Below are 25,237 nucleotides of genomic sequence, written 5' to 3'. Positions count from 1 at the left end.
ATGAAACTATTTCATTTATCGCATCAGAAGACAATGAATAAATAACCCCAAAAAAAAGAACTGAAGCCAGCGCCAGAAAAATAATTTTTTCAATGTTAGCATTTATCAAAATTGATAGCAGTACCAATGCTATTGACATCGCCCAAAAGGCCCTTGACATGGACAGCAGAAGTGAAATTAAAATCAATAAAAATATTATTAGCGACCTTTTTTTAGATCTTTCTTTTGATAGAAATTTTGATGTAGTAAAAAAAAGAACAAATGGTATGACGCAGTCAAATGGTATTTGTATTCTTGCAATATATGAAATGGAAGTTGTATAACTCTGGAGTGACCAACCCATAAACTCTGATACTTCCTTGACTATATTAAAGACAGGTATACCTCTATTTATAGAGTATATGATAACTATAATTTTTATAATGGATATTATACATAAAGACACTTCAAAAGAAGTTATCAAATAGTTCTTAGCATTATTGTTTTTCGCTACAGATGACAAAATGCAGATTGTTACAATCGTTATGATTATATCTCTAACCTCAAACATTGTATAAGGTGATGAAATACTATTAATTATAGTAATGCATAAAAGTATAGTAAGTACCAACAATGCAGGAAGCATTGAAATTATTGATATGAACATTCTATGGATAAATGTAGAACTTCTTCCGCTTGTAGACCACAGCAGTACAACACATGCAAAGACAATAAGGAAAAACTTTACACCCAAACCCATTGATAGCGCTATCGCTATTGATAACAGCTTCTGAAAACGAGTGATCGATCTCTGCCCAGAAGTTGCAACCCCTTGTAAATTAATGTTTTTGTAAATGTCAATTTTATTTTTCATTTCAATCTTAACTATGATTTGCTTTAGATTGTATTATCTATAACATCTGCCAGCATGATGTCAATTGTTTTATATTAATCCATTTTAAATTAAAAAATAATTTTATTTTAATAGAAATGTGTGTGGGTTATATTTAATGCCCACACATTTTTAATTACTCATATAAAATTAATTATAATCTCTAATACAATAAATTTTTACCCATCGGTATTATTCTCATCATTAATGGCATTAATCTCCTTTGTTAAATTAACAATTTCATCCTCAAGAGAATTGTAATCGTGTTGCATTCTCCATATAGATAAAGATACTAATTGCATTCTGGTCTTTGCCAACTCAAGTTCAAGCTCGATCTCTCTATTTGATTTATTGCTCATTATGTTCACCACTTGCATTCTTAGCCATATTTAACGCAGCAATTTGCGCTTCACTTTCGGAGTTATAATCAGAAAGGTATACACTAAATAAGTATACATTCTCGTTGGGTGCTGTATACTCTACAGAAATAACGCCATCATCATTTCTAAAAATTGTATCTACCATAATCGTTACCCTATTACCTGTAAAATGACCAAGCCGACCCGTTCCAAATTGCTGATGCTAACGTGAACGTATCCGTTGGTTTGAATATAAACTTAGATGCGGCGTTGACAGAAACGCTGGCGCTTACGCAAGACACTTCAATATTATTAGAATTGCTTTGGATGTAAAAGTCTATCTTCTGACCTAAGACTAGATTTGTTGCTGGCAGGACCAGGGAAAAAACCGATGAGGAATTGTTAACGAAATACGCTGCATAATCTAACGTTACAGCAACGCCATTCCCGGCATTCGATATGGTTTTACCGCCACAAATATCAAACCCATACTTATTTAATTTTTTCGGATAAACTGAGCTTGTTTCACTATATCGCCAGCGCATTGAAGTTTGTGTGCTACCGTAGTCACGACCATTGAAGTTTATACCGTATTTAGATCCGGAATCTAACAGTATATCCTGTTCCGGCGTTATCCCTGCCCTCCCTCGGTTCGTATACAGAGCTGCATATGAGAAACTGCTGGCATTCATTGCTGTTTGCCATCCAGAGCCCTCCCTCCCACTACGGACCAAAAATGCAGTATCCATGCCGTACGGGGAGGAGCTATGAATAACCATATCAAGGCCAGTACGCTCACCCGATGTCAATGACGCATTATAAAAATCCCACTCAGCACCAACTATTTTGGAGCCAGTATAGGTGTCCGGAATCCACATTACCTTGTTTTCCAGGTACGTTTTATCTACCCAGTCAAGATATGCTGAGTCTCCTACTGGTGTCCCGGATACCCCGGTTTTATACCATCCGTCAACCTGTATAATCACATCACTTTTAGACTTTACCTTACCCCAGTATCCGTCAGATGTTTTTATTATGCTACCAGTTTTTATCCGCGATAGGTCTGCGCTATCATTTATATTAATGCTGCTGGATGAATAAGTAGGGGATAGCGTTTTAACTGATGCCCGTCCTGTTATTCCAGTATAAACCAGAACATCCTCTGACATTCCGTATGTAGACAGCGTTGATGTATTCCCACTAACAATTTGCGCGCGAAATGAGCCAAAATTATTACCAAGTACTGTTACCGCTGCCGAATAGTTTGATGTGCCGTAAAGTTCTTTTGATACATTTAGACCACCAGGAAGGTAAATGTCATTATCTTCCTGACGGTCTGAAAATATTTTACTATAAAAGTCAGAGTCGTAACCATCGACTGGTGAGCCGATCCCATAGTCACCATACGACTTTATCCGAGAGATAATTTCCCTGACTGTTTTGAATTTATTACCCGCAACTAAATCGGCGCCCATACCTGTTTCGCCAGAACCCAGGTTTTGGCGAAGAGCGCCGTCACCAACAGAAACAAAGCGCGCCTTGTCCGACGTTTCCCACGACTCCGCATTGTTTCCGACGGTAGTGAACGGAATATCTGTATCTGCGGTTATTTTCCACAGCTCGTTCTGATAGCGGACGAGCTGATTGTATTCAGTGATCGTCAGTGGACCGTCTTCGTAGTCGCCGATGACCTGATAGCCGCTGCGCTCGATGAACGCGTTGAAGCGATCAATCATCGCCTGCAGCTCAGCTGCAAATTTATTGTTGCGGCCAGTATTGGTCAGGTGAGCACGCCCCAGACGGTCAATATATACGTCCTGTCCGCTGGTCGCCTCCTCATCAAGCTTTGCGCCGGCAAACAGGTGATCGCGGATGTCAGTACTCGGCACCGCGTTTTTAGTCGGAGTTGGGAGAGGAATATCCAGGTATTTGTCTGCCATGTTGTCGCCCTTTTGACGTGCGTAATCCTCAGGAGAATCCTGATAAGCACGAAGAAAATGTTAATTACGGATAGATTTCGTCTGAATACTCAGATAGTGATAGGGTTTGCGTTTCATCCCCGTTCGGTTTGGAGCTCTCTACGCGCCAGAGCGTTGAATTAAGCTCAGTATCGGTAGCGATGAAATATCGGCTCGGGGACTGCACGGTGACGCCGTCATAGACGTTGATATCGAATGCATCGGCTGCTGCCGTGAATGCGCGCGGAGAGCCATCAACAGGATATGCCCGCCAGCGTCCTCGATAGTCCCCAGCGCTGTCTGTCATGACGACCCACATATCCCCGAGAGACCAGTCAATGACCTCTGACGTGCGGAACACGTCGCCGTAGCGCCCTTTCAGGTAGCCGGTCTGCTGCACGTTGTCGTACATGTCCGGGCACTGAATCACCGAACCCCTCTCAACCTCAGTCGACTCCAGCACTTTCACCGTCATGGTTACTCGCGAGAGAAGGATTTTTCGCGCTTCAAGCCAAGCACGGTCTGTTGCCTGGTATGCATTACGGCAGCCGTCGAGGCTGATCTGTTTCGCGTTAACCGTCGGGTCGGTAACCTGCGAAATGCCGTTACTGGTTATCGACAGGTAGATATACGACTTTTTGTTCGACGTCGGATCAATGTAGTCAAGCGTGATTCCGTCGTAGCCGCCGGGCAGCGACATGGACCAGTTGAGTTTGTACTCGTCCCAGAACATGTTTGAGCGGGCGAAAACGGCGTCAGGGTTCGCCACCCGCTCATCGCGCCAGAAGACCAGCGTATTTCCTATCCAATCGAAATTTACCCTGGCAACGTTGCAGATGGTCTGTATGCGCTCACCCAGCGGCTGGCTGGCGTCTGAGAAGGTCCAGTCGAAATACCCCAACCGCTCATCGGCCAGGCTGTCGGCGATGGTGTAGAGCGACGTCAGGTCCAGCCGCGCCGGATCCTGTTTGCCGATCATGACCCATTCGTGCAGGACCGCATCGGCAAATGACCTGCTGGTGCGCAGCGTATAGTCAATCCCACCTGCAGGTGTCCATGAAATTACCCGGCGCTGCGCCAGGCAGTTATATTTCCGCTCAGAGGCTACGGTCTGCGTTTCAGTCTGCCGAACGGTAACCCGCACCAGCGTATCGTCGGGATAAACCACGTTCTGCCGAACAATGACTGAGTGTGCGCCGGAGAGATAAAGCACAGAGTCCGCGGCGGAGTTATTGGTCCGCTCGGCCTTGAACGCATAGCGCCCAAAACCGGCCGCGGGCGTTATTTTGTATGTCCGGTAAATATAATCAGGCTCGTCGCCATCGTTCCTGACGTTGACCTCCATCGACTCCTCGGTGCCGGGTATCTGGTCGTTGTCCTCGTCAATCTGCCACCAGGTTAGTCTGGCCGGGCCGTCCTCGTCGTCGCTCTGGTTTGCGTAGAGATGCAGCCAGAGTTGATCGCCCGCCAGCGCAGCGAAAAACGGCCCCACTGCGATGGTTTCATACTGCGTGATGGTGAATAGCGTGCTGTTTACGACGGTGTCCGCCGGCAGTTGTGCGATATCTGATCCTGACAGGTTATTGAACCAGAACTCGTAAAATTCCTGGGGATTCACCAGGGCGCCATCGTCAGATATTTCGGCATTAAACAGGTTGGCCGCCACATTCACGTCACGCGTTACCGAACCGCTGGCGGTGTTGTAGGTGACGTTAACCGTCGCGGTAACAGAGAACGGTCGCGGAGTATCGTAAAAAACGTCAAACGCGTTCTCTTTGTTAATTTTCGCGTAGAACTGCCCGCCAGCAAACGTGCCGGCCAGCAGATTGGTACTCGTCGCTTGGTGAACGATATTGCTCGTCTGCTCATTGGTTCCTGGCATTTCCTGGCCATCAACATCGTCGAACGCGTAGCCCTGAATAATCTCGGGAATCACCTCCCCAGGCTGAAACACCTGAGAGCTGGCGCCGGCCATCGCAGCGACCGATGATTCAGAGTAACGGACAGAGGAAACGTTGTAGTGGCCATAGCCGATTTCCATCCACTCCGTGACCATTTTGTTATTGTCGATGTATTCAAACATCGACTCCTGAATCAGGTCTGGGTACGACCGCACCTGGCCGTATATGTTCGGGCGCCCTTTGTAGAGGCGGGCACGGTTGGTCTGCTGGGTAACATCGTTATTCGGAGAATCGCCGGTGGCCGCCGACACGCTGCCCATTTTCGGCGACATGCCGAGAAATTTCATGGTACCCGAGAGGATTTTGCTCACAGGCCGCAGAATGCGGTTGACCAGTTTTCCCACGCCGCCTTCCGGCTGGTCATAAATTGCCACAACATCGCCCGCGCGCAGCTGATACTCGATGTCGAAATCATCAGTCAGCGAGCGCCCGTTCAGTTTAACTATCACGTTACTGTGCAGTTTCAGGCTATCCAGCAGCGCCATCAGCGATCCACCCGCCTCGGTGCTCCCCCGCTCTTTCGGCGCGCCAGGAAGACGCTGCAACTCATATCGAACCATGGATCATGTACTCCACTCGCTCATAGACTTTCAGCAGCGCCCGCGGGCTGTCCTGCCGCACGAATCCGAACTCGCCGCGCGAATGCAGGCATTTAACGGGGCTGACCATCACGCCGATATGCGCCGGCATCTGCCCGCGATAAAACACGGCGATGCAACCAGCAACAGGCGCCGGTACTGGTCGCCACGCGCCCACTTCCTGTTCGTAGCAGGTCACGAAGTCAGAGTCAGACTCATAACCCGACATATGATGCAGCTCCAGCCCGAGAACGTGCCGGTAATGCAGGACCACCAGCCCCCAGCAGTCGAGTCGCTCAAAGGTGCAGGCACGGTTCGCCCACGGCTTGCCGTTAACAAGCCGGATAAATTCGTCTTGAGTCATGATGTTTTCAGGCCAGGATAAAGGTCGGTTGTATAGATGATTGGATTGGCCAGCGTCAGCGGGTTTGTCAGCCCGACGTTGACCGTGACGTTGTTGCCGTCAGCGGAAATGTCTTTCACATACAGCGACCAGGTCTTCATCGGGTAGGCATCGCCAATGGCATCCCATTGCTGGTACGTGCAGCTGATAGGCGACATCCTTGCCGCACCGCGCCAGTTTTTCAGAGTTTGACGAACATGCTCAGACGCCTGCACAAACGTAATCACCATCTCCGGCGTTGCGGTGCCGTCCTGTGTGGGTTCGGTCACGCTGAAGCGCGCAGGCTCGAAATCCACACCGCCAAACTGAGCTGGGCGGAACAGGTTGTTCACGACGCGGTAAGTGAAGTTGGGATGCGAGAAAACAACGGTCTGCTTGATATCGCTCGCCGGGCGGCGCTCCTTCCATTCTCTGAGTGTCGGCATTAATCGGCCCTCGGCAGTATTTCGGTAACGAGAAGATCAAGCCAGTAGCCGTATCTCGGCGGCGCCTGCACAATCCAGTCGTCGTAGTCCTCGGTGATATCCTGAATGCCGTTGCAGATAACGGTTGCCGACCAGGTGACTGTATTGCCGTTTTTGGTGGTCTGAACCGGCATAGACGTGAAGTGCAGCAGTTGCGCCTGCGGCCCCTGCGTGTCGCCGAGGTCAATCGTCATCTCGAACCAGGCGTTGCCACGATTACAGTACGACGGCGATCTCAGCCACGATTTAAACCGCTCTGCCTGGTCCAGCGTGAAAATCCACTGCAGCGACCAGGTGGCTTTCAAATCGGTGGTGAACGGCGTGAATATCGCCGGGCCGACAGCGGGTTGCGTGGTCTGCCAGCCTGTGTCCTGCGTCATGTTTTGATCGGCGCGCTGCGGAAGCGGCAGCCATTCCGGGTAGCTGATAGCCACAATTCCTCCAGGCAATAAAAAAACCCGCCGTAGCGGGTGGTTAGTAGGCGCCGTTGGCCTGGCGCCGCAGTCCGAACGTATTCTGCATCTGACTGGAGAACGGTCCGCCGCTCTCGATATCAGTCAGTAACAGGTCCACCACTGCGCTTCCGTCCTGCATGTAGCCGTTGGCGTCAGCAACTTTTGCCCCCGTAGACTGATTGACGACGTTGATTTTGACGTTCACGCCGCCGCCGGACTGCATTTCACGGTTGCTGATCACCTTGCCGTTGTCACCGGGGATCATGTACTGCTTTCCGGTGCTGGCGCGGTAAATTTCAGGCTTCCCTCCCTCGCCTACCTGGTACATCGAGCCAGCCGATACAGGGCCGCCATTTTTACGGCCTCCCGCAATAGCCATACCCTTGGCAACACCAACAGTAGAGATTATCCCTGCAGATGCAGGTGCAGAGTTGGCCCCCAGCGTCGCCAGCGAGGCCATTGCCGCCGCCGGCGCCCAGGCTGATGCAGTAGTGGCAGCCATGCCAACTGACGAGGCCACCGCAGCACCGCCAAGCGTCTGCCCGATGATGTAGTTTTTCATCGCCTCCACGCCCATCTGAACAATAGAGTTGACGACGCTATTCAGCACCGTCCTCCCTATCGAAGCAAGAGCCTCATTCAAGTCCATCGATCGCGTAAGCAGTCCTGTAATTACATTCGATGCATTGCCACCAAATGAATCAACGGCGCTGGTGAGCATGTTATAACCGAGGCTTTGCTGACTAAGTATCTCCCACTGCGCGGCGATACGCTGCTGCTCGTACTGAGTGTCGGCCGCTGCGCGAAGCGCCAGGGCATTCTGATGCGCAATCACCCCCTGCTGCTCAAACTGCTGAATGAGGGCCAGTTCCTGCGCGTGCTGATTCTGCAGGCGCTGAACCGGATCGACCTCACCAGCCGCGGATTGCTGCGGCGTAACAACCTGCTGCGCGCGGATTTTTGCGAGATTGGCCTGGTGCTGCTGCTCCAGTTGCTCACTGGTCTGGTTATACTGCTGCTGGGTGATTTTCTTGGCCTGCAGCGCGGTGTTCAGCGCGTCTACATCTTGTTTGTAGCTCGCATTCTCACGCGCTTCCGGCAACAGCTTCTCTGCTGCCGCTTGGGCCTTGATTGCGTTGGCTGTATCCCACTTCGCCGCGGCGTATTTGCCGGCCAGGGCGATCTGCTCCTGGGTTGCACCTTTGCCGAGCGATTGCTGAGCATTCAGGATCGCCTGCTCGCGGCTTAGTTCTTTGGTTGACCCGGCGGCGAGCTCAGATTGCTGCTTGAGGTTGGCGAGTTTTTGGGAGATAGACTCCGCTTGAGTCGCTCCCTTTTTTTGCTCTGATTTCAGTTCTTTTTGCGCCTGCGTGTTCTTGTACGTTGCAGCAGCATCATCTTGCATTTTCTTTGTATGAGGGTCATCTTTCGCAAACCCGGCATCTTCAGCAGCATATTGCGCCTGAAGGCGGGCGCGAGCCTCTCCTTGAAGCTTTGACAGCGCTAGGCTTCTTTCAGATTGCTGGATTAGGTTCTTTTGCCCGGCAGTAAGGTTATCCACCTCTTTTTTCATGCCTGCCAGGTTTATCTGAGCCTCACCGGCTACTCTTACCAACTCAGTGAGGGGGCCAAGAAACGTTACGATCGCGGCGGCGCCGTCTTTTGATGCGCTGTGGGTGTTCTGAAGCTCAATAACCAACTTTTGGAGGGCTTCCGGAGTTGGGTTGTTGGCCACATCAGAGAGCTGTTTACTTAGTTTGAATGCAGCCTGCTCTGAAATCCCAAACTTATCAGCCAGCGCCTGTACCGTGCTCTGGATAGAGTTGGACTGAACGACAAATCTCGCCCCTGCGCTTCTGGCCTGTTCCATTGCCTTCGCGAAATCGGTAGATGTTGCCCCAACGTCGGACAGATTTTTATTAAAGCTATCTATCGACGCCTCACCCGTAGAAAATGACGTCCTGATCTTATCGGTAAAGGTGATGATTGAACTGGAGGCGTCATTAATGGATTTCGGTATTTTCTGTACGGCAGCGTTATACTCAATTAGCGCCTGATTGCGCAGGATCGTAGCAGCTTCTGCATTAGTTCTGGCCAGTAGTGCATATTTGTCCGATAGCGCTGCAACTCCATTTTGCGACACGGTGATTACCTTATCCATAGCCTCTGCGGCATCCTTCAACGCATCCATTGCGTTTTTACCCCCATTTAGAGAGGTAATAAGCGTGCCTGCAATAACCGAACCCAGCGCTATTACAGCACCAAGAACAGCACCGCCTGGGCCGAATGCTCCGGCCAACTGAGACCCCTGCTGAGCAAACGCCACCAGGGCAGACTGTCCGCCCTGCACTTGCACGATGAAATCCTGAACCTGATAACCAGCCTGCTGCATGGTGTTTTTCCAGTTTCCATGGCTTTTGGCCCCGGTATCAACCCCCGTCTTCATGTCATACAGTCGCCCGGTCAGCTCTCCGATTTTCTGCTTTTCCTCATCGGTAGCTTTAGATCCAGCTCGGAGCTGTGCTGCTAAAATAGCCGCGCTGCGCGCGCCGTTTTCTTGCGCCTCATCAAGAACGGCGATCTGATTACCCAAGGCCTCAATAATAGATTCAACCCTGTTGAACTCACTGGCAGCGCTTCCGGTTCCAGTTCTTGCTTCTTCCATTGCCCGCACAATGCCATTGACGTTGGTATTCAGCTTTTTCAGCTGATTGTCCATTGAGTTCGCGTACCCAGCCAGTTCGGAGAAAGCACCACCGGCCTGATTTGCGCTTTTGTCCAGACTATCCACTCCCTTGCTGGATGACTGCGCCGAGCGATCGAACTTATCCAGTGCGTCAGCTGCGAGTTTCCCACCGACAAGCAGAGGCTCAATGTCGGCGCTTACGGTATAAACGATGCTTCCAGCGCTATTTTCTGCCATCTCACTTTCTCCAGGCGTAAAAAAACCCGCCGTAGCGGGTCATTGCGGTTGATAAGTTACTGTTTCCATTTGCAAGAACTTGCTATTTCATCGGCAACTTTATCGATGCCAGACAAGTCAAATTCGACTATTTGCATTGTTGATCCATACGGCTCAAAACCAGCTATCAGTTTCTTATGCTTTGATAGCTCCTTGATGAACGAGACAGGGTTTGGAGAGAATGCAGCATCTCCACCTTCAGCAGCTTTCCAGCTATTTTTTTTCGGCTTTCCGTCATCAAATCTTATGGTTATACGAGGAGCTTCATTACCCAGGTAATCGTTCATTGATAGGTATGCGGATGTTTCATTTTCCATGCATCGAAGCACTAATGATGTATCCCTTTCGATTCCCTGTTTGGTGTATATGTCTTTTGTGGATGTAACGGCAATGAAATCTTTCGAGTCAGTCATTTTGTTTTCTTTTTTCTTGACATACCAACTTCCCACCATCTGCATATCGTCCGCAACGGCCGCGCAAGAAAAGATCAACAATGTTAAATACAAAGCCTTTTTCACGTCCCTATCCCCATCAGTAAAAGATGGGAATTATCCTATCAGGGAATGCTGACAACGACAAAACCCGCAGTTAAGCGGGTTTTCAGGGTTGATTGGGCTTACCTGTGGTACTGCAGGCCTTTTAGCCCAGATGCTCGCTCCAGCGAGCATTTCACCGATGTGACGATGGCGCAGGCATCGGTAATGCGATCGTTAAGCCTGCCTGCCATCGGGGATTCCATCTTTTTCAGCGCTGGGCGAAGTTCTTCCATCCAGACGCGGTGGATAAAATCCAGATGAATACAGGCCGCGTTGATATTGTGGACGTTCATCTGATAGTCAAGCTGGTTTGCCTGGTGGCGCTCCCTGGCGATATATTCGCCCTCAAGCGCGCTGAGGTACTCCACCGCCTCGCCGATCTGCACCGGCTCAAGCTGATGGATGTGCTCGATATCGAAACGCTGATGCACGAGCTTCCAGATGTCAGGGTAAATTTTGCCAAGTCCGGTGGTTATCAGTCGTTCAGCGGTTTGGCGCAGCGGGATAAGCTGAGTCGCGGTTGACTTTCGCTGCTTGCTGTCCTTTTTGACTTCGCCTTTCGTCCAGTAGTCGTGGAGAACGGTGAAGCATTCCTCTTGATACTGGATCAACTTCTCGCGGATGTCGGCGCGAACCTTCTCAGGATTGATGCTGAACAGCCAGCCGTTAAGCTTTTTCAGCGGAAGGCAAAGAAGCTTACGAATTTTTCCGTCAGTGGCAACCATAGAGATATCTCTACAGTTGAATTTATCCTTCATTTTACGCAGCTTAACCGACTGCCCCGTCCAGTCGATGCCGATGTTCTCCACAACCTGGCGCATTGCTACATAAGTCACCCCAGCGGCGACGGCCGTTAAGATCTGTTGACCATTGAACGGAACGTAAGAGGTGTTCACGGCTTCTAAAATTGCTATACTCGTCATGTTAGTTTATCTCCAAGGATTTTCTGACACCGAAGCCCTGACTATCGCAAGTAGTCAGGGCTTCAACATTTAGGCACCAATGCGGCCTTCTTTTTTAAAGCTTTCCATCACTCTCTGGTAGATCTCAGAGTTAACCGAACGACCATTCTCTTCAGCAACCTTTCTGACCAAATCGAGAACATCTTTTGGCCACCGCAGGTTAAACTGCGGGTTTTTGCTCATGCCTTTCAATCTCACCTCCACAAAGGTCCACCGTGGACCTATTGAGAACATAATAGAGTGCTTCTATCATATGTGTCAATATTTGAACTGAGACACTTCCGATGGCGCGCGACGATCCTCACTTCAACTTCAGGATGCCCCTGGAGGTTAGGGAAAAAATAAAGCAAAGGGCCGAATCTAACGGCAGGTCAATGAACTCTGAGCTACTCCAAATCGTCCAGGACGCCCTTGCGCAACCCTCGCCAATCTCCGGCTACCGTGACGACGCAGAGCGCCTGGCAGACCAGCAGGCTGAGGAGTTCAAGCGCGTCGTGTTTGAGACGCTTAAGGGTATTTACAGCAAGGGTGAAAAATGATCGATTATAAGCCGGCCCTGAAAGAAATTTCCGCTGCAAAAAAATGCATTGAATTTATGGAGAACTCGAAAAGCCATGATGAGTACGAGGGGCATTGGAGAGACTTCCTCACACATATCGATAAATCATTTAACAAGCTATTATGCGCAACGAAACCCATAAAGGGAAAGTTTAGCAGCTATTTCAGCAAAAATATGATGCTTAGAAAGGCAGATGAAATGCTGGTTTATCTTCTTCAAGCCAGAAATTCAGATTTTCATTCTACCCAAGACATTGCTCAATTATCTCCAGCTCATACAACATTTGATGCCATGCCAGGTTTAAACTCCCTTTTTATTAAAAAAATGGTCATTAAAAATGGCTTCTTGGAACATTACGAAGGGGATCCTTTAATGGTTTCCTTTCACCCTAGCACGACAAGAGTTGTAGCGGTTGAAAACCAAGGCAAGCGATATAATCCGCCTTCAACGCATTTAGGAAGCCATCTCTCAAACAATCACCCTACCACTCTAGCCAGGCTTGGAGTAACCTTTTACGAAAACTGGATTAACGAGTCATCATCACAGTTTAAATAGCCTAAAAAGATGGCCGCATCGATGTTTGGCCATCTGAGTTATACCTCCAGCCCAGGTAGGTACATTTGCACTTCATCCAGAACCCTCTCCCTGGCTGCCAGCAGAAGTCGCTTCCTCCCACCCGCGCCCCACTTGCCCATTCTACTGGCGCAATGGCTAACTTCCTTAGTCTCTGTGTTGATCACATGGTCAATCTTGTTTAATCGAGACATGGCATCAAACCCTCGTCGAACGAGCATTTGAAAAGTCTCATACACCTTAATTTCAAATAACGGGTTAAGCCATGCGGCATATCGTATAGCGATAAGCTCAAGACCCCACGACCCCTGCTGAGGTCCGCCTTTAATCGTCAATACCGATGCGATTTTCTTCGCATCGCTTAATGCGCGAACAAAGCGCCTTACTTGCTTGGTCTTGAGAAACTCGCCAGGTCTTTGTGATTCAGTGGCTTTACCTTCTGCCACCGCAGCTGCGTGCAGATCATTCAGGCTATAGCGCCCTTCTGCGTCAACGCGAACGGACACGCCGTTTACTGATACGGTTGGATATGTCATAGCGATTACCTTTTAGAAAGTTGAGCCTGTTCGCACAGAAAAGCCGCCCCGAGATGGTCGCCACCATATACGGCAGTTCTCAGGCTCAGCTTTCTGAAAGACTCGGGATTAAATGCGCTGCGACGCGCGGTAGGGTTACTGCAGGTATAAAAAAGCCCCGGCGGGTGCCGAGGCTGGTTAATGGGTTTTAGCTGCTCGCGCCTGCTTCCTCTTGCGCCTGGCAAAGAAAGCATCCGCTGCGCCGTCGTACTCTTCGCGCGTGTATCCTTTCTGGTCAGGGTATTTGGCAGCGACCATTAGCTGAAATTCGGTCATCGTTAACTGCTCAGCTTCAGCGCGGCTCATGCCAAAGTGGTTTCTGGCGGCGACAACGTAATCAGCAGCGACAAATCCGGATGTGGTTTCATTGGTTTCATGACGCTGCAGTCTCCGTAGTTTTGCCTTACCTACTATTCCGTGGGCCATTAGATTCTGAGCGATGATGATCATGTCCTGCGCCGGTAATGAACCTGGCCGCCATACCATCCCCCTCCGCCGGGAACGCGCAGGGCGCATCCAGCCCACCAGGACGCCGATATCGTCATCACAGCAGGCCGTGAGTACCGTGTGCGCAGCCATAATCGCTTTGCGCGTCAGCAGGCCGCTATGGATGTACTGCAGCACGCAATCTGGCACGCGCTCAAGTTCACGATAAGCATCAGCAGCGCGCTGCAGCAGCGGAGTTACTTCGTCGTTGCAGAGGTCGTAAAACGTCCTGACTATCTCCCCCGGCTCGCCGATGCGTGTCATGGCCAGCAGCGAAGGCCGAAAAAAAAAGTCGTTATCACCCATCGTGATCACGCATTCTCCAAACTCTAAAACTGGTGTCATGAATCCCCCGTAAGCAAAATCAAGGGCAGCACGCGGCCACCCTTTGTTTTGGTTACGACGCCACGGTAACCGTGTAGGTTGCAGTGAATTCACCGTCGTCTGAGGTGACCGTGATTACAGCGCTACCATCAGTGGCCCCGGAAGGTGCCGATACCGTCACCTGCTTGCCGGAAAATGCGACGGTGGCGCGCGCCGGAACGGACGACGAAACGGTGAACACCTGGTTGTCAGCATCAGCAGGCGCAATATTCACGGTAAACGTCGTGCTCTCACCCGGGGCGATCGTGCCAGCTGTTGGCGCCACGGTGATGCCGGTCACAGGAATGCCCTCATCTGCATCGGTGATCTGGAAGGTGTTGCCATCAGCCAACTTAAATTCAAAGCTGTATGTGACAATCTCCTTCACGCCGCCGCCATCGCTCGCACCCGACGGTACCATGTAGCCAATATGGTAATAATCGCCCCAGTGAAAGCGCATCCAGACGCCTGGCTGCCGACGCGCGCGGACCTCATCGACGATGTACTTCACAAACTGCTGTACGCCGAATTCGTCGGTGCGGTCTTTGGCCCTTACCTCGCCGTCAATTGAATAAGTCGGATCAAGGCTGGCGATCAGGTTTGCGCTGAAACCGCCGTTATCAGCGTCAGACGTAAGCGCCTCGGGGCTCAGATCCCAGGTTGCGGACGTTGGCAGGCCCATAAGGCGCCATTCGCTTTCCATGGGCACTTCGTCAGCGCAGCCGTAGCAGAGCTCCAGCGTTTTGGCGCGGCCGATTAACTGTTCGTTATTGGAGCAGCCCTTCATTGTTGTACCTCGCTTCAGATAATAAAAAAGGCCGCTCCAGGCGACCTTGTAGTGATTCGGTGATATCACCCACCAAACAGGCAGGAAAACTGGAGGCGCCATACAAAACGCCCCTCCTCGGTTTTTACTGGCGCCGGAATACCGCCGATGTTACTGATTTGTCCAAGGCAGGGGTTGGTCATGGGATTATGCTGAACGTAATCCACTATGGCCTGCACAACCCGTTCAGCCCGTTCCGCTTCGCCTACCCCCTTGGCAGTCACCACGTCAATCAACACGTAGTAGTCGGCGGCCATGTCACGGTCTATAGGCGTCCCGCCGTTTGGGCGGAAAACGATGAAGCGGTCTTTCAGGTTCTTGGTGTCAGTCCAGGTAAGCTGCTGGATCAGGTATCCATCAGTCAGCCCTGCATCAACGATGAACTCCAGTACCCGCCTGTACATCGGAGGCGTCATAGGCTCATTTCCTTCTTGATGACGGCATCTATAGCATCCCGCTCCTCGTTAGCTCCTTTTGTCAGGAACTGCGGCTCAGCGTGCGGATCCCAATAATTACCCTTTCCCGTCCCGCCACCGAATGCAGTTGGTTTTTTAGGGCCTACATCCGAGCGGTTGCTGGTCATGCCGAAGTCGGCTCGCGGCTGACCTTTGAGCTTGCCGGTCATTGCGTGGACATAGGCCGCATAGTTAGCGGAATAACCGATGCGGCCGGTTATTATCGTACCGTTGACAACCATCTCGCGAAACTGGCTATTGAGCAGGGTCGATGTATCGATCGGGGTGTAGTAGGCGGCCCTGGAGCCAATGAGTATCAGCGCAGACTGCAGCGCACGCACCACCTTGCGCCCCTGAATGTCGCCGACGATGCGGTTAAGGTTGGCTTTCGCCTCGCGGATGCCGCGAACTTTAACGCCCATGGCGGTTCTCCAGGCAGTATAAATCCTCGCTATGGCGAGGCGCGGGAAGTGACAGTTCTTATGTATTACCAAAATTGCGCAATTTCGCGTATCTGGTCGTATAAATGGTGAACTGCAGGTATCTTATCTAAAAACCAGATACCAACACCCATCAACACGCTACCCATAGCAAAATGTGCGACGATGCTGAACCAGAACTCAATAGGCTTTTCATCCTTGTGGATATACTCTCTCCTTCGAGTGCCCTTGAATGTTTTGGTGTAGATTCCCCGACGCATATATCTAAATGTTTCAATTAGTGCTAAGGGGCCAAGAATTAAAGTCGCGCATACAGTGAACCAATATTGAAACCCCATCACCCTTCATCCCAAATGACCTTTAGGGCCATTATTACATGAAGCGGTTATGTTCCTGTCAAAATCGCCCAGTCATCCGCCAGTCGCTCAAACGTATCGGCGTAGCGGATAACCTGCCGCACCTCGTCCGCGCCTGCGACAACTGGGTCTGCTTCAGTGGACTCGCCAATCAGCAGGTAGTCCCCTGCCGCTGCCAGTGCGTACTCTGTCCAGACGGTGTTTTTGACCACTATTTCAGCACCCAGACTGCCGATGCGTTTGCTGAGCCCACCCTCGTAATCGCAAAGAATCACCTCCGGCGCCGAATAGCCGATGGGGTCACCGTATTTGTCGTTGCCGAGATTGCGCCAGATGGTGGCTGCTGCGGTGTATGACCAGGAAGCTGCTGACGACATTAATCATCCCTCCAGCGCAGAACCTGCACACCAGTCGCCCGGATGCGCGGGCAGTTGATGAACCACCCACCGTCCGATTTCACGTAGCCGGTTGTCTGCCGGCCGGTATCGGTCAGTACCCAGACGCTGGTGAATGACGGCGGCAGACGGACGGCCACTGATATCCAGCTCATCAGCAGCCCCCTACGACGAGGAATAGCCCGACGCTATTACCTGCACTGATTGGCAGGTCACCGGTGCAGCCGCTGGTATCGAGCCGGGCCAGAGAGTCGCGCAGCCAGGTAATGCCGTCGTAGCCATATTCAAACGAGCGTGACGCGCCAGACGGCGCGCCCTGCGATTTGATGCGGCGTGCTCCCGACGAGGTTGCCATCAATGCAGCGGCATACATCAGAATCAGCTTTGCGGTGCACTCGTCATGCCCAGCGCCATCGAGGCACGGGATAATCTTGTTCACCACACACAGAATCGGGTCGAGCAGCGCGCCGGGGATGGTGTAACCCAACTCACCGAGGAACGCCTGCACGTCTGCCGCTGTGATTGGGTCAGCCATGGTTATTCACCTTCCGTTTTTTCGTCCCAGTCTTCCCGGAACTTATTTGGGTTTTGTGAGCCTTCAAGAGACATGGTTATTTCGCCTTTTTGGTTTTGGCCGGACGAGGCTCTTCCGCTGGAGTCGCCACCTCAAACTGGCGTTCTCCACCATCAATGACCTCAACCAGCCCGGCAGCACCCCAGCGGGCCGCCATATCACCACTAACCTCGACCTGCGCGCCAACCTCCAACTTTTGAAGGTTGGCACCGGAGAAGAGGTTTGGTGAAACCACTTTTACCAGTGCCATGACAGCCCCTTAACTCGATGCGAAAACGACAGAGAAGTGGCCGTTGATGTCCTGCTTAACCATCAGGCCGGCGGCTCCCCAGGTGCGCCATACGTAATCGCTGTTATAGAACAGGCGCGGATCGGCAACGGTGCCGAACGCCTGGCCCACAATCGGGGCAATCACGCCGGAGGCCAGCGGGACAATCAGGATCTGGTTGCCGGTCAGCTGAGCATCCTCTTTCACCGCGGCAATGCCCGACAGCTTCAGAATCTCCTCCATCACGGTGCGGGTCTTGTTCTGGGTGTCGTAGTACTGCTCCAGGTTGGACATGATCTCTGCCGAGACATACCAGGTCTGCTGGCCATACTGATAGTTCTGCAGCTTGAGCACGTCGCGCAGCGCGATTGCGGCAGCACGCATAGCGTCAGGGTCGGTACTGGTTGCGAAATTAACCGTCAGCGTCACCTGAGCGACGCGCTCGTCGGCCTGCAGACCTTTCCAGGTGTAGTCGTCGAATTTAATGAAGTTGCCTTCGCTGTCACGGAAGCCGTTCCAGATGTAGTCAACGTACTGCCGGCGCACATCGTCAACAGAACCTGACTGCGCATCGGCAAGCGAGGACAGCGCGGAGCCCTTGTTGAAAACCGGATCACGCCAGTTGAACTTAAAGCCGCTGTCGTGGATCGGCACCATCGTGCCATCGAAGGTGTATGACTTCGCGTCCAGTGCCGCGCCAATCTGACCAGACATAGAGGTATGCGCCCAGCCACGGCCGCCTTTGCGGGCATATTCATATACTGACTCTTCCAGACGAACGGAGCGGGATAGCGGCATGAGATCGTTAAGCAGAGTGAATTCCGTAGTCGGCTCAAACTCTGCGAGCACCGTTTGATCGTAGGCTTTATAGAGACGACGAATATCGTCCACAGCATTCACCGCATGGAGGGTTGGCGCGTTGGCCGCCTCGCCGCGGAACTGTGAGCGGGCGATAAAATCGGCCACCGCCTGCGCGCTGGCGTTGCGGGCGAATTGCAACTCATGAAACTGGGCCTGGTTAGCCTCAAAGTTCCGAGTCTCCTTCGCCTTCTTAGTGGAAAATACGAACATTAGGTGCTCTCCTTACTTAATGACAACGCGCAGGAGATCGCCTGCTGCGGTGGTGTATGCGCGGTCCTCTTCGACGAATGCGCGGACAGACTCGCCCTCAGCGGCAGCTTTCACGCGGCCATTTGCGATCGACAACGGCTGACCTTTTTTGTAGGTGCCGGCGGCGGCAGGTACGTTGAAGAAAACGCCGGGGGTCGGGTGCATGCCGACAACCAGGTCGCCAGCAGCAATGGTGTCATCCACCGTTTTGCAGCGAAGGTAGTCGTAGTTGGCAACATAGAGGATTGCCGCTTCGTTACCGTCTACCGATGCAGTGAACTTGCCGGCATCGAAGAAGCCAACGGTGCCGGGTTGCGTGTCGGCAGCCGCAGCGCCTTCACGGTGGAGCTGCGGGTTAGCGAAGATGCCACCCGCATGAATTACGTGTTTCCCGTCTTTAGCCATTTTTTACTCCGGCATTTCGCTGAAAGATTCGTTGTTGTTGACCTGGCGGAATGCGCCGTTCAGGCCGAAAGATGTCTGGCACTTGGCATACATGGCGTCGAGCGCCTTACCATCCAGATCTGCGACTTCTTCATCGCTCATGTTCATCGCCAGCTTCACAGCCGCGCGCTTTTCGCCTTTCTCTTTGTCGGCGTTCGCGCTCAGGCTGTTGAAAACGACGTCCACGCGATCGGCGAGTGTTTTCGCCCACGCTGGCATCTCTTCGTTATTGGTGGCCTGCTCTTTTTTCTTGGGCTTGCCGGTTTCTGGGTCGATTTCTTCATCGCCTTTTTTCTTGGCGGTGGCTTCTTCGGCCTTCATCTGGTTGTATGCGTCCATCAGCTCGGCGTCGGACTTGCCTTCAGTCGGCTTACCAGCGGCTTGCAGCGCATTGATAATCAGCTCTTTCATCGGATCGTTCTCTCCGTTGGTTTTAATCTCGTACTCAGTGGGTTTGCGCACGACTTCTACAGGTTCGCCGACGAACACGGCCTTGCCGTCGTCATCGATGAGGTACTTCTGCTTCAGGTATTTGGTGTCATTGCGGTAAATGAAGCTGTCCGGCCATACCGTTTCAGGCCAAAGCCACTTATCTTCGGCATCACCCTCGCGCAGCTTGTCGCTGATGGCGCGGGAGATGTCGTCAAAAGAGAAGTTGGAGGCATTGGTGAAGAAAAATTTGGTCTTGTTGAGCAGGCCGTCGCGGGTGCAGTCGATTCCGTCAGCCAGACGGGCAACTTCAATCTGTTGCTCATCACCTTCCGAGTTAACGAAGATGCCCACGCCCTCTTCCGGCGTACCGGCGCCAGGCTCATCGAGCAGCACCGCCACATGGTCAAACATCATGTTGGTGGCGATCTCGTTGTACTTCTTGCCCTTCGACTCACCGTTGGCAGCGATGCCGGAATACAGCAGACCGGTTGAGATATGGATAGGCTCGGCATTGGATCCGGCAATCATCTCGTCCAGCCGGTTAATAAGCCGCTTACCCTTATCGCTGGATTCGGCGTACTGACGGTTGATGTACATATCGCCCGTCACCTTGCCGTCTTTGTGGCTGACGTTTTGCAGCCATGCCCCGACGTGGTATTCGTTCACCGCCCGGACATCGCGCGCCGACACGTGCTTGCCGTCCACTTTCGGGTGGCCCAGCGGCATCGGGTTGCGTTCAAGCGTGTTGTAGGCCTTTTCGATTTCTGCTGCCGGGTACAACTTCCGGTTCATCACAATGTCGTCCACGACAGGCGTGATGCCGCGAACCACGATATGTGGTTTGCCGTCGATGGTTTCAGTGGTGATGTTTGAAGCGGAGTTGACGACGGTCAGCACGTTAACGCGGTTGCGTTTCATGCTGGATCCTCGTTATTGAATGGTTTTGTGTAGCGCTCTGACGATGGCTTTTACCTGGCGTACGTTCCCGCGCCCTTGTGACTTGATGACTTTGCGATCGCCGACCTGCTTCATCATCGCCTCGACGCCGCCGATCTTGACATGCGTGCATGATATCTCGCCAAGCCGCTTCGATTCGAAATAAACGCCGCTCATATGGGCCTCGTTGGTGGATTCCGGGCATTAAAAAAGGCCGCCGAAGCGACCTGTTTTGATTGCTATGCTTATTCAACCTCACACTCTTCATAATAAGCATAGCTAAGCGAATCATTATCTAAGGTGACGTGTTTCTCCTTGGCCTTTTCCTCAGAAGAATAAACGCCCTCGATAACTTCCGACGACTCATATGAAGTGCCAGAGATTACAACCCATACCTTCATGCTGCCTCCTTCGTGGTCCACTGCTGGCGCTCTTTCGCCAGCTTCTCGGCCAGGCCTTTGTTGAATATGCTGCCGTCGTCGTTGAGCAGCACCGGAATCTGGCTGCAGTAGCAGTTGTACCGGTTACCATTCTCGGCGTAGAAGTCGCGCACCTCTTCGGTGGTGTAAACCTTGCCGTGTCGGCTTGCATGCCAGGTACGCGTCGTTTGCTTTAGCGCTGACAGCCACAACAGACCGGTATTCAGTCCCAGCCTGTCGGCGGCCCAGTCCGTTTCGTTCCACTGTGCCTGCCGTAGCGCGCCGACCTGCTCGGTCTGGGCGATGGTTTTAGCCCTGGACATACTGACATCGAGCCGCTTACTGATGACGCTGGCAGTCTCGCGGGGGTTTACACCGCGCGCCACCGCATCGGTTATGACGTTCGTCAGATCAGCGCGGGCTGCGTCGCTAATGCCTTTCCAGTCACTGAATGTTGCCAGCCTTGCCGCCGCTACCTGGTTAAGATGACCGGGGCTGCTTAAAAGCTGCTGTAGCGTCGTCTGGCTGGCGTACACCTGCGACTGCTGCGAGAGGTTGTTGAATGCCTCCAGCGTGCCGCGGTCGATTTCATCAACGACGTAATCCATCGCCCACTGGTTTTGCTGGCCGCCTTCGAGCAGGTACTCGTCGAGTATGCTCTGCACCTCTTCGAGCAGGTTCGCCAGCTCCTGTGCCGACATGTCGTAGATGTATTTCCCGGCGTTGACCTGGTATAGCGTTGGCTCTTCGCCATTAACGTGGCACAGGAAATGCCAGTTGTGACTGTTTACCGCCTGCTCTCTCCCGGTCAGTCGGCGGTCGAACAGTGACTTCAGTGCGCGCTTGATGCCGAGATACCGCCCTTCGATATCCCGGAACATCGCGGAGACCTGCTTTGCCGATCGTGTCGGGTCAACCTTGCTGCGAGGAACAATCGGCGTGCCGACTTTACTCTTCTGCTCCGGAGTCATCGGAAAGAGGATCATCGGTTGTCACCTTTTCGTTCGGGTTTGGCGGCCGCTTTGGTTCAGGCAGAGGCTCAAGCCCTAATATAGCCCGCAGCTCGTTGATTGTGAGCGGCGGTTCACCTCCGTACATGCCGGTCGCCTTCTGGACTACGTCGGCTAGCTTGGACATGTTCTCGATTTTTTCCTTCTCGCCGGGAGCCAGCAGGTCTGTCCATTTGATGGTGACCTCACCATTCGTTGGCGGAGGGATGATGCCGAGCAGCCAAAATCGCTCAAGCAGCGCTGTTATGCGGTCAGAGAGGAATCCGTTGCGACGCGAGTTGCGCCGGATAGCCCAGTCTGTCTTATCCTCATCACTGGCCAGTCGACCGGTCTGCTGACCGAACAGGACCGTGAAGGGGATCTGTTCAGATGCAGCCAGTTCGTTCGCTGCCACCTCCCAGGATGGCCCGGGGTCACCCGGGGTAACGCTCAGTACCTTCATCTCACCGGCTTGCATCACCGCTGCGGCATCGGTACCACGATTCAGCTTATTGACCTTGTCGCCCATTGCCTCGCCAAGATCGGTGTACCCGGCCGCTTTCGCCTGGGAGGCAAGCGTGTCCATGTCCGTCTCTTTGCTGAACTCCACGGCGATCTGTCGGCTGGAGTTTTTGAGGAAGCCCTCGGCGGCACCGCCTGATATTTTCTCCAGGTCAAGGAGCTTGTTATAGCCGGCTTCGAGTAGTGGGATGCCGGACAGGACGTTGTCATCCTCCGAGCCCTCGCAGAACAGGATGACCCTGCTGGGATGAACAGGCTCACCGCGAGTAGGCCCAACAAACGTGTTATCGCCCACCGGCTGCTCGTTAAAGTTGAACATTATGGGCTGACCAAACGTCTCAGACGTACGGTCATTGTCCCATTCGGCAACGGTTAGCTGAGGCTCCCATACAGGGATCAACTTAACCAGCGCAGCTTCCCCCAGGCGTTTAATCGCGATAGCATCAACCGGCTCAGCCCAACTTTTCCCGTCCCGTACCTGAATCAGCAGCGCCGAATACCGCCCAACCATATTACGGCGGTCAGTGTCCTTCACCTTCGGCCACCACTTCTTCATCAGCTTGCCGACCAGCCTCTCCCAGTCGTTGGTTTTCTCCGCCTCTTCCGTCTCGTCACCGTCGATGATTACCGGATAGTCCTGCCAGCACCCATCAAGCAGACGATGAACTACGGCGAATGCAGCAGCATTGCGGCGGTACATGTTGTAAAAGTCGTGAAAGGAGATCTGGCGCGGGTAACCGAACTCCTGGTAAAGCGTCGGGCGCTTCGTGTTACCTGACGGCCCCATAAGTGCCTGCAGGTAATTGGCTCGCCGCATTTCAGTGGCGAGGTTGTTCACGGCCATCTGGAGAACGTTATCTTGTTCGCTCACTGGCGATGCTCCTTAGAAGAATACTGTGCCGACCTGCTTGCGGTTATTTTTCGCTACAGCAAAGTAGCGGAACCCGTCGGCGCCGTGTGATGTGAAGTCATGGAGTGGTTTATCTTTCCAGCAGCCGCGCTTGTCGTCCCACTCCTTGCGGTAACCTTCGAGGTGGGAGATGCCAACAGCGCACTTCTCCTCATCGAAAACGCAGGACTTGAGGATTTCACGCACCGACTCGATGCCGGTGTCGATCCCCGCTTTCGGCACAACGCGGAAATTCATCGAATACATCCGGCCGTCAATCTCGTAGCCCTCGCGCGCCAGCTCCTTGCGAGACTTCGCATCAGCAGCAAACTCGCGGTTCTCGATGTCGTGCGGACCCCAGTGCTCGCCGTACTCATAGCCGCGGTCTTTAAGCACCTTCATGTAGTGCCTCAGGCCTTCGCCAGAGTTTTCGTAGTAGTCGATGATATGGAACTCTTCGCCAACCTCGCGAACAAACCAGATCGCCGTGGAGTCGCCCACACCAATATCCCAGAACGTGTGAACCGGGAGATGCGAGTTATCGGGGATTTTGCCAATCCGCTTGTTGGTGTAGAGCCAGCGGAATTGTTTGGCGTAGTAAGCCCCCTCGACCGACTGCTGGAACGCCTCCGCCGGTATGGTCGGGTATTCGCGCTTCATGTCATCGCCGAGCGTTTTCTCTTTGGCGTAGTACCAGGCTTTCTGGCGGTCGTTAACGACTACGCCATGCTTCGCCTCCATCTCGGCAAAGTATTCAAGCAGGCGCACCGGCAGCGGCTCAACCGGGTCGATTGCATACTGTGGGTTCTTCCACCAGGAGAAGAAGAAAAACTTCCAGTCCAGCGGCGAAAGCGGCTTACCTTGCAGCAACGCCTTTTCTGCCGTCTGGCAGTAATCGAAAAAGTAGCCTGCCCGGCCCTCTGCCGTGCTCTCGATAGTGGCAAAGCAGCCAGTCGATACAGCCTCGAAAGCACCAGTAACGATTTCGCGGGCTTTGTCAGGATACTTGGCGCATATCTTCCCGAACTCGGAAACGTGCAGGTAACGCAGCGTGCCGCCACGAAAAGACGTGCTGACGTATAGCGACCCGCCTTTCTTAAAGACCAGCTCGCCGGCAGAGTCGTTGCTCGCCGGGTTGGCCGCCTTAATTTCTTCCGGCAGCCGGTCATAGGCAAACTTCACCTTTTCGCGAAACAGGCGCTTTGCGTCATTCAGCGTATGGGCGATCAGCGCGCATTTCGCCGACTCGAATAGAGCCGCGTCGAGCTGAATGATGCACACCTCAGTAGTGAAACCGAGCTGGCGCGCTTTCAGGATGATGTTGCGGGTGTGGATACCCTCGAAGTACTCACGCTGTTCAGGCGTCATCCTGAATCGCGTTGGCTTACCCTCTTTGTCGGTGATCCAGTACAGATTATTCAGCCGCCAGTCTTTGTCTGTCAGCAGCTTGAGGTGCTCAGGTTTCATTAAGCCCCCTGAGACAGCGAATCCATCAACTCAGAGAGCTGCTTAACAGAGTTATCGCCTTCCGGACCATCGATATCGTAGGCCTGACGCTCCAGGCTGATCAGGTTCTTCAGCGCGTCGCTGAGAGCCTTAACCGATTTAACGCGCTCCGGCAGGCTGATTATCGACTGGTAAATTTCGTTCAGCCGGTCGCGGCCGTTATCGTCGGGCTCGAACATCAGCTCACCTAACTTACGCAGAGCACCGACGTCTGCACATTCAGCGCCAAGCTCATCAAAGAGAGCGTTGGTTATCTCGCGGGCCCGCCTGATGTCGCCGCGGTGCTCCATGCGTACCGTAGCAATAACCTCAGCAGTAGCCTCAATTAGTACGCGTTCAGATAACGCTTGTTCACTGCGTACCTGCTTGCGTACCTCTGCTTTGCGTACCAGATCATCGGCGCGCTCTTTCACCTTCGCCGACAGGTCGCGAGACCAGTCATCGCGCTTTGCGCGCTTGCGGATAGCGCCTTCGCTGATGCCGTGCTGTGAAGCAATTTCGCGGAGTGACATCAAGCCGGCCCGGTAAGCCGACTCGATGGCCTCCCAGTCCGGTTTTGCCATTGTTCTGTTCCTGTGGTTATTGACATATGACGCGCGTCATATTATATT

The 25,237-nt window shown here is 52.6% G+C and carries 33 protein-coding genes; 2 read left to right on the top strand and 31 right to left on the bottom strand.

Annotation, left to right across the window (positions count from 1 at the left end):
• From ENGE1_RS29085 to ENGE1_RS21725, 12 genes are all read right to left on the bottom strand, one after another.
• Positions 1-853 (bottom strand): hypothetical protein (locus ENGE1_RS29085; RefSeq protein WP_218016962.1); only part of this gene is annotated, 853 nt, incomplete at its 3' end.
• A 197-nt stretch (positions 854-1,050) separates the two neighbouring features.
• The gene (locus tag ENGE1_RS21770; protein WP_151206550.1) at positions 1,051-1,230 is read right to left on the bottom strand and encodes a hypothetical protein; all 180 of its coding nucleotides are present in this window, start codon (positions 1,228-1,230) and stop codon (positions 1,051-1,053) included.
• Positions 1,220-1,396, bottom strand: coding sequence for a hypothetical protein (locus ENGE1_RS28650; RefSeq protein WP_155731564.1), 177 nt, complete (start codon positions 1,394-1,396; stop codon positions 1,220-1,222). Before ENGE1_RS28650 ends, ENGE1_RS21770 begins: the two co-directional genes overlap by 11 nt.
• A gap of 13 nt (positions 1,397-1,409) precedes the next feature.
• The gene (locus tag ENGE1_RS21765; protein ID WP_064360752.1) at positions 1,410-3,170 is read right to left on the bottom strand and encodes a hypothetical protein; all 1,761 of its coding nucleotides are present in this window, start codon (positions 3,168-3,170) and stop codon (positions 1,410-1,412) included.
• 64 nt (positions 3,171-3,234) lie between these two features.
• A complete protein-coding gene (locus ENGE1_RS21760) occupies positions 3,235-5,709 on the bottom strand; it encodes a host specificity factor TipJ family phage tail protein (RefSeq protein ID WP_064360751.1) in 2,475 nt (824 codons plus the stop codon).
• Positions 5,696-6,091: an NlpC/P60 family protein gene (locus ENGE1_RS21755; RefSeq protein ID WP_064360750.1), complete on the bottom strand. Its 396-nt coding sequence runs from the start codon at positions 6,089-6,091 to the stop codon at positions 5,696-5,698. Before ENGE1_RS21755 ends, ENGE1_RS21760 begins: the two co-directional genes overlap by 14 nt.
• The gene (locus tag ENGE1_RS21750) at positions 6,088-6,555 is read right to left on the bottom strand and encodes a hypothetical protein (RefSeq protein ID WP_064360749.1); all 468 of its coding nucleotides are present in this window, start codon (positions 6,553-6,555) and stop codon (positions 6,088-6,090) included. Before ENGE1_RS21750 ends, ENGE1_RS21755 begins: the two co-directional genes overlap by 4 nt.
• Entirely contained in the window at positions 6,555-6,974 is a 420-nt protein-coding gene (locus ENGE1_RS21745) for a hypothetical protein (RefSeq protein WP_064360760.1), read from the bottom strand. Before ENGE1_RS21745 ends, ENGE1_RS21750 begins: the two co-directional genes overlap by 1 nt.
• Positions 6,975-7,068: 94 nt before the next feature.
• A complete protein-coding gene (locus tag ENGE1_RS21740) occupies positions 7,069-9,972 on the bottom strand; it encodes a phage tail length tape measure family protein (protein WP_064360748.1) in 2,904 nt (967 codons plus the stop codon).
• Between the two features lie 56 nt (positions 9,973-10,028).
• A complete protein-coding gene (locus tag ENGE1_RS21735) occupies positions 10,029-10,529 on the bottom strand; it encodes a type VI secretion system-associated protein TagO (RefSeq protein ID WP_064360747.1) in 501 nt (166 codons plus the stop codon).
• A gap of 98 nt (positions 10,530-10,627) precedes the next feature.
• A complete protein-coding gene (locus ENGE1_RS21730; RefSeq protein WP_073971330.1) occupies positions 10,628-11,470 on the bottom strand; it encodes a phage antirepressor N-terminal domain-containing protein in 843 nt (280 codons plus the stop codon).
• Between the two features lie 69 nt (positions 11,471-11,539).
• Complete coding sequence (locus ENGE1_RS21725; protein ID WP_064360745.1) at positions 11,540-11,701, bottom strand: Arc family DNA-binding protein; 162 nt, start codon at positions 11,699-11,701, stop codon at positions 11,540-11,542.
• Between the two features lie 92 nt (positions 11,702-11,793).
• Here ENGE1_RS21725 and ENGE1_RS21720 point away from each other — a divergent pair, with 92 nt between their 5' ends.
• Together ENGE1_RS21720 and ENGE1_RS21715 are read left to right on the top strand one after the other, a co-directional pair.
• Positions 11,794-12,048, top strand: coding sequence for an Arc family DNA-binding protein (locus tag ENGE1_RS21720; RefSeq protein WP_064360744.1), 255 nt, complete (start codon positions 11,794-11,796; stop codon positions 12,046-12,048).
• The gene (locus ENGE1_RS21715; RefSeq protein ID WP_064360743.1) at positions 12,045-12,623 is read left to right on the top strand and encodes a hypothetical protein; all 579 of its coding nucleotides are present in this window, start codon (positions 12,045-12,047) and stop codon (positions 12,621-12,623) included. The genes ENGE1_RS21720 and ENGE1_RS21715 overlap by 4 nt, the downstream gene beginning before the upstream one ends.
• A 38-nt stretch (positions 12,624-12,661) precedes the next feature.
• Here the strand turns inward: ENGE1_RS21715 and ENGE1_RS21710 are convergent, their stop codons facing one another.
• From ENGE1_RS21710 to ENGE1_RS21625, 19 genes are all read right to left on the bottom strand, one after another.
• Complete coding sequence (locus ENGE1_RS21710) at positions 12,662-13,177, bottom strand: KilA-N domain-containing protein (RefSeq protein ID WP_064360742.1); 516 nt, start codon at positions 13,175-13,177, stop codon at positions 12,662-12,664.
• Between the two features lie 177 nt (positions 13,178-13,354).
• Positions 13,355-14,047 carry a DUF6246 family protein gene (locus ENGE1_RS29265; RefSeq protein ID WP_064360741.1) on the bottom strand — a complete coding sequence of 231 codons (693 nt, stop codon included), beginning with the start codon at positions 14,045-14,047 and terminating at the stop codon, positions 13,355-13,357.
• 52 nt (positions 14,048-14,099) lie between these two features.
• Entirely contained in the window at positions 14,100-14,852 is a 753-nt protein-coding gene (locus tag ENGE1_RS21700; protein ID WP_064360740.1) for an Ig-like domain-containing protein, read from the bottom strand.
• Between the two features lie 65 nt (positions 14,853-14,917).
• Positions 14,918-15,307, bottom strand: a complete 390-nt coding sequence (locus tag ENGE1_RS21695; protein ID WP_064360739.1) for a phage tail termination protein — start codon at positions 15,305-15,307, stop codon at positions 14,918-14,920.
• On the bottom strand, positions 15,304-15,768 hold the full coding sequence (locus ENGE1_RS21690) for a hypothetical protein (protein WP_064360738.1): 465 nt from the start codon (positions 15,766-15,768) through the stop codon (positions 15,304-15,306). Before ENGE1_RS21690 ends, ENGE1_RS21695 begins: the two co-directional genes overlap by 4 nt.
• Positions 15,769-15,833: 65 nt before the next feature.
• Positions 15,834-16,124 carry a DUF2542 family protein gene (locus tag ENGE1_RS21685; RefSeq protein WP_048280839.1) on the bottom strand — a complete coding sequence of 97 codons (291 nt, stop codon included), beginning with the start codon at positions 16,122-16,124 and terminating at the stop codon, positions 15,834-15,836.
• A gap of 47 nt (positions 16,125-16,171) precedes the next feature.
• Positions 16,172-16,519, bottom strand: coding sequence for a hypothetical protein (locus tag ENGE1_RS21680; protein WP_064360737.1), 348 nt, complete (start codon positions 16,517-16,519; stop codon positions 16,172-16,174).
• Positions 16,519-16,692, bottom strand: coding sequence for a hypothetical protein (locus tag ENGE1_RS21675; RefSeq protein WP_064360736.1), 174 nt, complete (start codon positions 16,690-16,692; stop codon positions 16,519-16,521). The genes ENGE1_RS21680 and ENGE1_RS21675 overlap by 1 nt, the downstream gene beginning before the upstream one ends.
• Entirely contained in the window at positions 16,692-17,072 is a 381-nt protein-coding gene (locus ENGE1_RS21670; protein ID WP_064360735.1) for a DUF7370 family protein, read from the bottom strand. The genes ENGE1_RS21675 and ENGE1_RS21670 overlap by 1 nt, the downstream gene beginning before the upstream one ends.
• 76 nt (positions 17,073-17,148) lie before the next feature.
• Entirely contained in the window at positions 17,149-17,361 is a 213-nt protein-coding gene (locus ENGE1_RS21665; RefSeq protein WP_064360734.1) for a hypothetical protein, read from the bottom strand.
• A gap of 9 nt (positions 17,362-17,370) precedes the next feature.
• A complete protein-coding gene (locus ENGE1_RS21660) occupies positions 17,371-18,450 on the bottom strand; it encodes a major capsid protein (RefSeq protein WP_064360733.1) in 1,080 nt (359 codons plus the stop codon).
• Positions 18,451-18,462: 12 nt separating this feature from the next.
• On the bottom strand, positions 18,463-18,894 hold the full coding sequence (locus ENGE1_RS21655) for a hypothetical protein (protein ID WP_064360732.1): 432 nt from the start codon (positions 18,892-18,894) through the stop codon (positions 18,463-18,465).
• A gap of 3 nt (positions 18,895-18,897) precedes the next feature.
• On the bottom strand, positions 18,898-20,283 hold the full coding sequence (locus ENGE1_RS21650) for a DUF2213 domain-containing protein (RefSeq protein WP_064360731.1): 1,386 nt from the start codon (positions 20,281-20,283) through the stop codon (positions 18,898-18,900).
• Between the two features lie 12 nt (positions 20,284-20,295).
• Positions 20,296-20,478: a hypothetical protein gene (locus tag ENGE1_RS21645; RefSeq protein ID WP_064360730.1), complete on the bottom strand. Its 183-nt coding sequence runs from the start codon at positions 20,476-20,478 to the stop codon at positions 20,296-20,298.
• A 68-nt stretch (positions 20,479-20,546) separates the two neighbouring features.
• Entirely contained in the window at positions 20,547-20,702 is a 156-nt protein-coding gene (locus tag ENGE1_RS28635) for a DUF7336 domain-containing protein (protein ID WP_155731562.1), read from the bottom strand.
• On the bottom strand, positions 20,699-21,706 hold the full coding sequence (locus ENGE1_RS21640; protein WP_064360729.1) for a phage minor head protein: 1,008 nt from the start codon (positions 21,704-21,706) through the stop codon (positions 20,699-20,701). Before ENGE1_RS21640 ends, ENGE1_RS28635 begins: the two co-directional genes overlap by 4 nt.
• On the bottom strand, positions 21,669-23,102 hold the full coding sequence (locus tag ENGE1_RS21635; RefSeq protein WP_064360728.1) for a DUF1073 domain-containing protein: 1,434 nt from the start codon (positions 23,100-23,102) through the stop codon (positions 21,669-21,671). The genes ENGE1_RS21640 and ENGE1_RS21635 overlap by 38 nt, the downstream gene beginning before the upstream one ends.
• A 12-nt stretch (positions 23,103-23,114) precedes the next feature.
• The gene (locus tag ENGE1_RS21630) at positions 23,115-24,587 is read right to left on the bottom strand and encodes a hypothetical protein (RefSeq protein WP_064360727.1); all 1,473 of its coding nucleotides are present in this window, start codon (positions 24,585-24,587) and stop codon (positions 23,115-23,117) included.
• Entirely contained in the window at positions 24,587-25,189 is a 603-nt protein-coding gene (locus ENGE1_RS21625; protein WP_064360726.1) for a hypothetical protein, read from the bottom strand. Before ENGE1_RS21625 ends, ENGE1_RS21630 begins: the two co-directional genes overlap by 1 nt.
• Positions 25,190-25,237: the final 48 nt, after the last annotated feature.

Origin of the sequence: Pluralibacter gergoviae ATCC 33028 = NBRC 105706 (genome assembly GCF_001598855.1) — a bacterium.
GTDB lineage: Bacteria > Pseudomonadota > Gammaproteobacteria > Enterobacterales > Enterobacteriaceae > Pluralibacter > Pluralibacter gergoviae.
The sequence above is the reverse complement of the archived record's forward strand: the minus strand, read 5'-3'. Positions and strand labels throughout refer to the sequence as shown.

Bases quoted from the DNA above. Each gene is read 5' to 3' on its own strand.
- ENGE1_RS21745 (WP_064360760.1), bottom strand. From the start codon at position 6,974: ATGACGCAGGACACAGGCTGGCAGACCACGCAACCCGCTGTCGGCCCG.
- ENGE1_RS28635 (WP_155731562.1), bottom strand. From the start codon at position 20,702: ATGAAGGTATGGGTTGTAATCTCTGGCACTTCATATGAGTCGTCGGAA.
- ENGE1_RS21770 (WP_151206550.1), bottom strand. From the start codon at position 1,230: ATGAGCAATAAATCAAATAGAGAGATCGAGCTTGAACTTGAGTTGGCA.
- ENGE1_RS21700 (WP_064360740.1), bottom strand. From the start codon at position 14,852: ATGAAGGGCTGCTCCAATAACGAACAGTTAATCGGCCGCGCCAAAACG.
- ENGE1_RS21710 (WP_064360742.1), bottom strand. From the start codon at position 13,177: ATGACATATCCAACCGTATCAGTAAACGGCGTGTCCGTTCGCGTTGAC.
- ENGE1_RS21715 (WP_064360743.1), top strand. From the start codon at position 12,045: ATGATCGATTATAAGCCGGCCCTGAAAGAAATTTCCGCTGCAAAAAAA.
- ENGE1_RS21690 (WP_064360738.1), bottom strand. From the start codon at position 15,768: ATGGGCGTTAAAGTTCGCGGCATCCGCGAGGCGAAAGCCAACCTTAAC.
- ENGE1_RS21665 (WP_064360734.1), bottom strand. From the start codon at position 17,361: ATGGCACTGGTAAAAGTGGTTTCACCAAACCTCTTCTCCGGTGCCAAC.
- ENGE1_RS21750 (WP_064360749.1), bottom strand. From the start codon at position 6,555: ATGCCGACACTCAGAGAATGGAAGGAGCGCCGCCCGGCGAGCGATATC.
- ENGE1_RS21660 (WP_064360733.1), bottom strand. From the start codon at position 18,450: ATGTTCGTATTTTCCACTAAGAAGGCGAAGGAGACTCGGAACTTTGAG.
- ENGE1_RS21655 (WP_064360732.1), bottom strand. From the start codon at position 18,894: ATGGCTAAAGACGGGAAACACGTAATTCATGCGGGTGGCATCTTCGCT.
- ENGE1_RS21625 (WP_064360726.1), bottom strand. From the start codon at position 25,189: ATGGCAAAACCGGACTGGGAGGCCATCGAGTCGGCTTACCGGGCCGGC.
- ENGE1_RS21740 (WP_064360748.1), bottom strand. From the start codon at position 9,972: ATGGCAGAAAATAGCGCTGGAAGCATCGTTTATACCGTAAGCGCCGAC.
- ENGE1_RS21720 (WP_064360744.1), top strand. From the start codon at position 11,794: ATGGCGCGCGACGATCCTCACTTCAACTTCAGGATGCCCCTGGAGGTT.
- ENGE1_RS29265 (WP_064360741.1), bottom strand. From the start codon at position 14,047: ATGACACCAGTTTTAGAGTTTGGAGAATGCGTGATCACGATGGGTGAT.
- ENGE1_RS21765 (WP_064360752.1), bottom strand. From the start codon at position 3,170: ATGGCAGACAAATACCTGGATATTCCTCTCCCAACTCCGACTAAAAAC.
- ENGE1_RS21695 (WP_064360739.1), bottom strand. From the start codon at position 15,307: ATGACGCCTCCGATGTACAGGCGGGTACTGGAGTTCATCGTTGATGCA.
- ENGE1_RS28650 (WP_155731564.1), bottom strand. From the start codon at position 1,396: ATGGTAGATACAATTTTTAGAAATGATGATGGCGTTATTTCTGTAGAG.
- ENGE1_RS21675 (WP_064360736.1), bottom strand. From the start codon at position 16,692: ATGAGCTGGATATCAGTGGCCGTCCGTCTGCCGCCGTCATTCACCAGC.
- ENGE1_RS21650 (WP_064360731.1), bottom strand. From the start codon at position 20,283: ATGAAACGCAACCGCGTTAACGTGCTGACCGTCGTCAACTCCGCTTCA.
- ENGE1_RS21670 (WP_064360735.1), bottom strand. From the start codon at position 17,072: ATGGCTGACCCAATCACAGCGGCAGACGTGCAGGCGTTCCTCGGTGAG.
- ENGE1_RS21755 (WP_064360750.1), bottom strand. From the start codon at position 6,091: ATGACTCAAGACGAATTTATCCGGCTTGTTAACGGCAAGCCGTGGGCG.
- ENGE1_RS21680 (WP_064360737.1), bottom strand. From the start codon at position 16,519: ATGTCGTCAGCAGCTTCCTGGTCATACACCGCAGCAGCCACCATCTGG.
- ENGE1_RS21760 (WP_064360751.1), bottom strand. From the start codon at position 5,709: ATGGTTCGATATGAGTTGCAGCGTCTTCCTGGCGCGCCGAAAGAGCGG.
- ENGE1_RS21640 (WP_064360729.1), bottom strand. From the start codon at position 21,706: ATGATCCTCTTTCCGATGACTCCGGAGCAGAAGAGTAAAGTCGGCACG.
- ENGE1_RS21630 (WP_064360727.1), bottom strand. From the start codon at position 24,587: ATGAAACCTGAGCACCTCAAGCTGCTGACAGACAAAGACTGGCGGCTG.
- ENGE1_RS21685 (WP_048280839.1), bottom strand. From the start codon at position 16,124: ATGGGGTTTCAATATTGGTTCACTGTATGCGCGACTTTAATTCTTGGC.
- ENGE1_RS21730 (WP_073971330.1), bottom strand. From the start codon at position 11,470: ATGACGAGTATAGCAATTTTAGAAGCCGTGAACACCTCTTACGTTCCG.
- ENGE1_RS21645 (WP_064360730.1), bottom strand. From the start codon at position 20,478: ATGAGCGGCGTTTATTTCGAATCGAAGCGGCTTGGCGAGATATCATGC.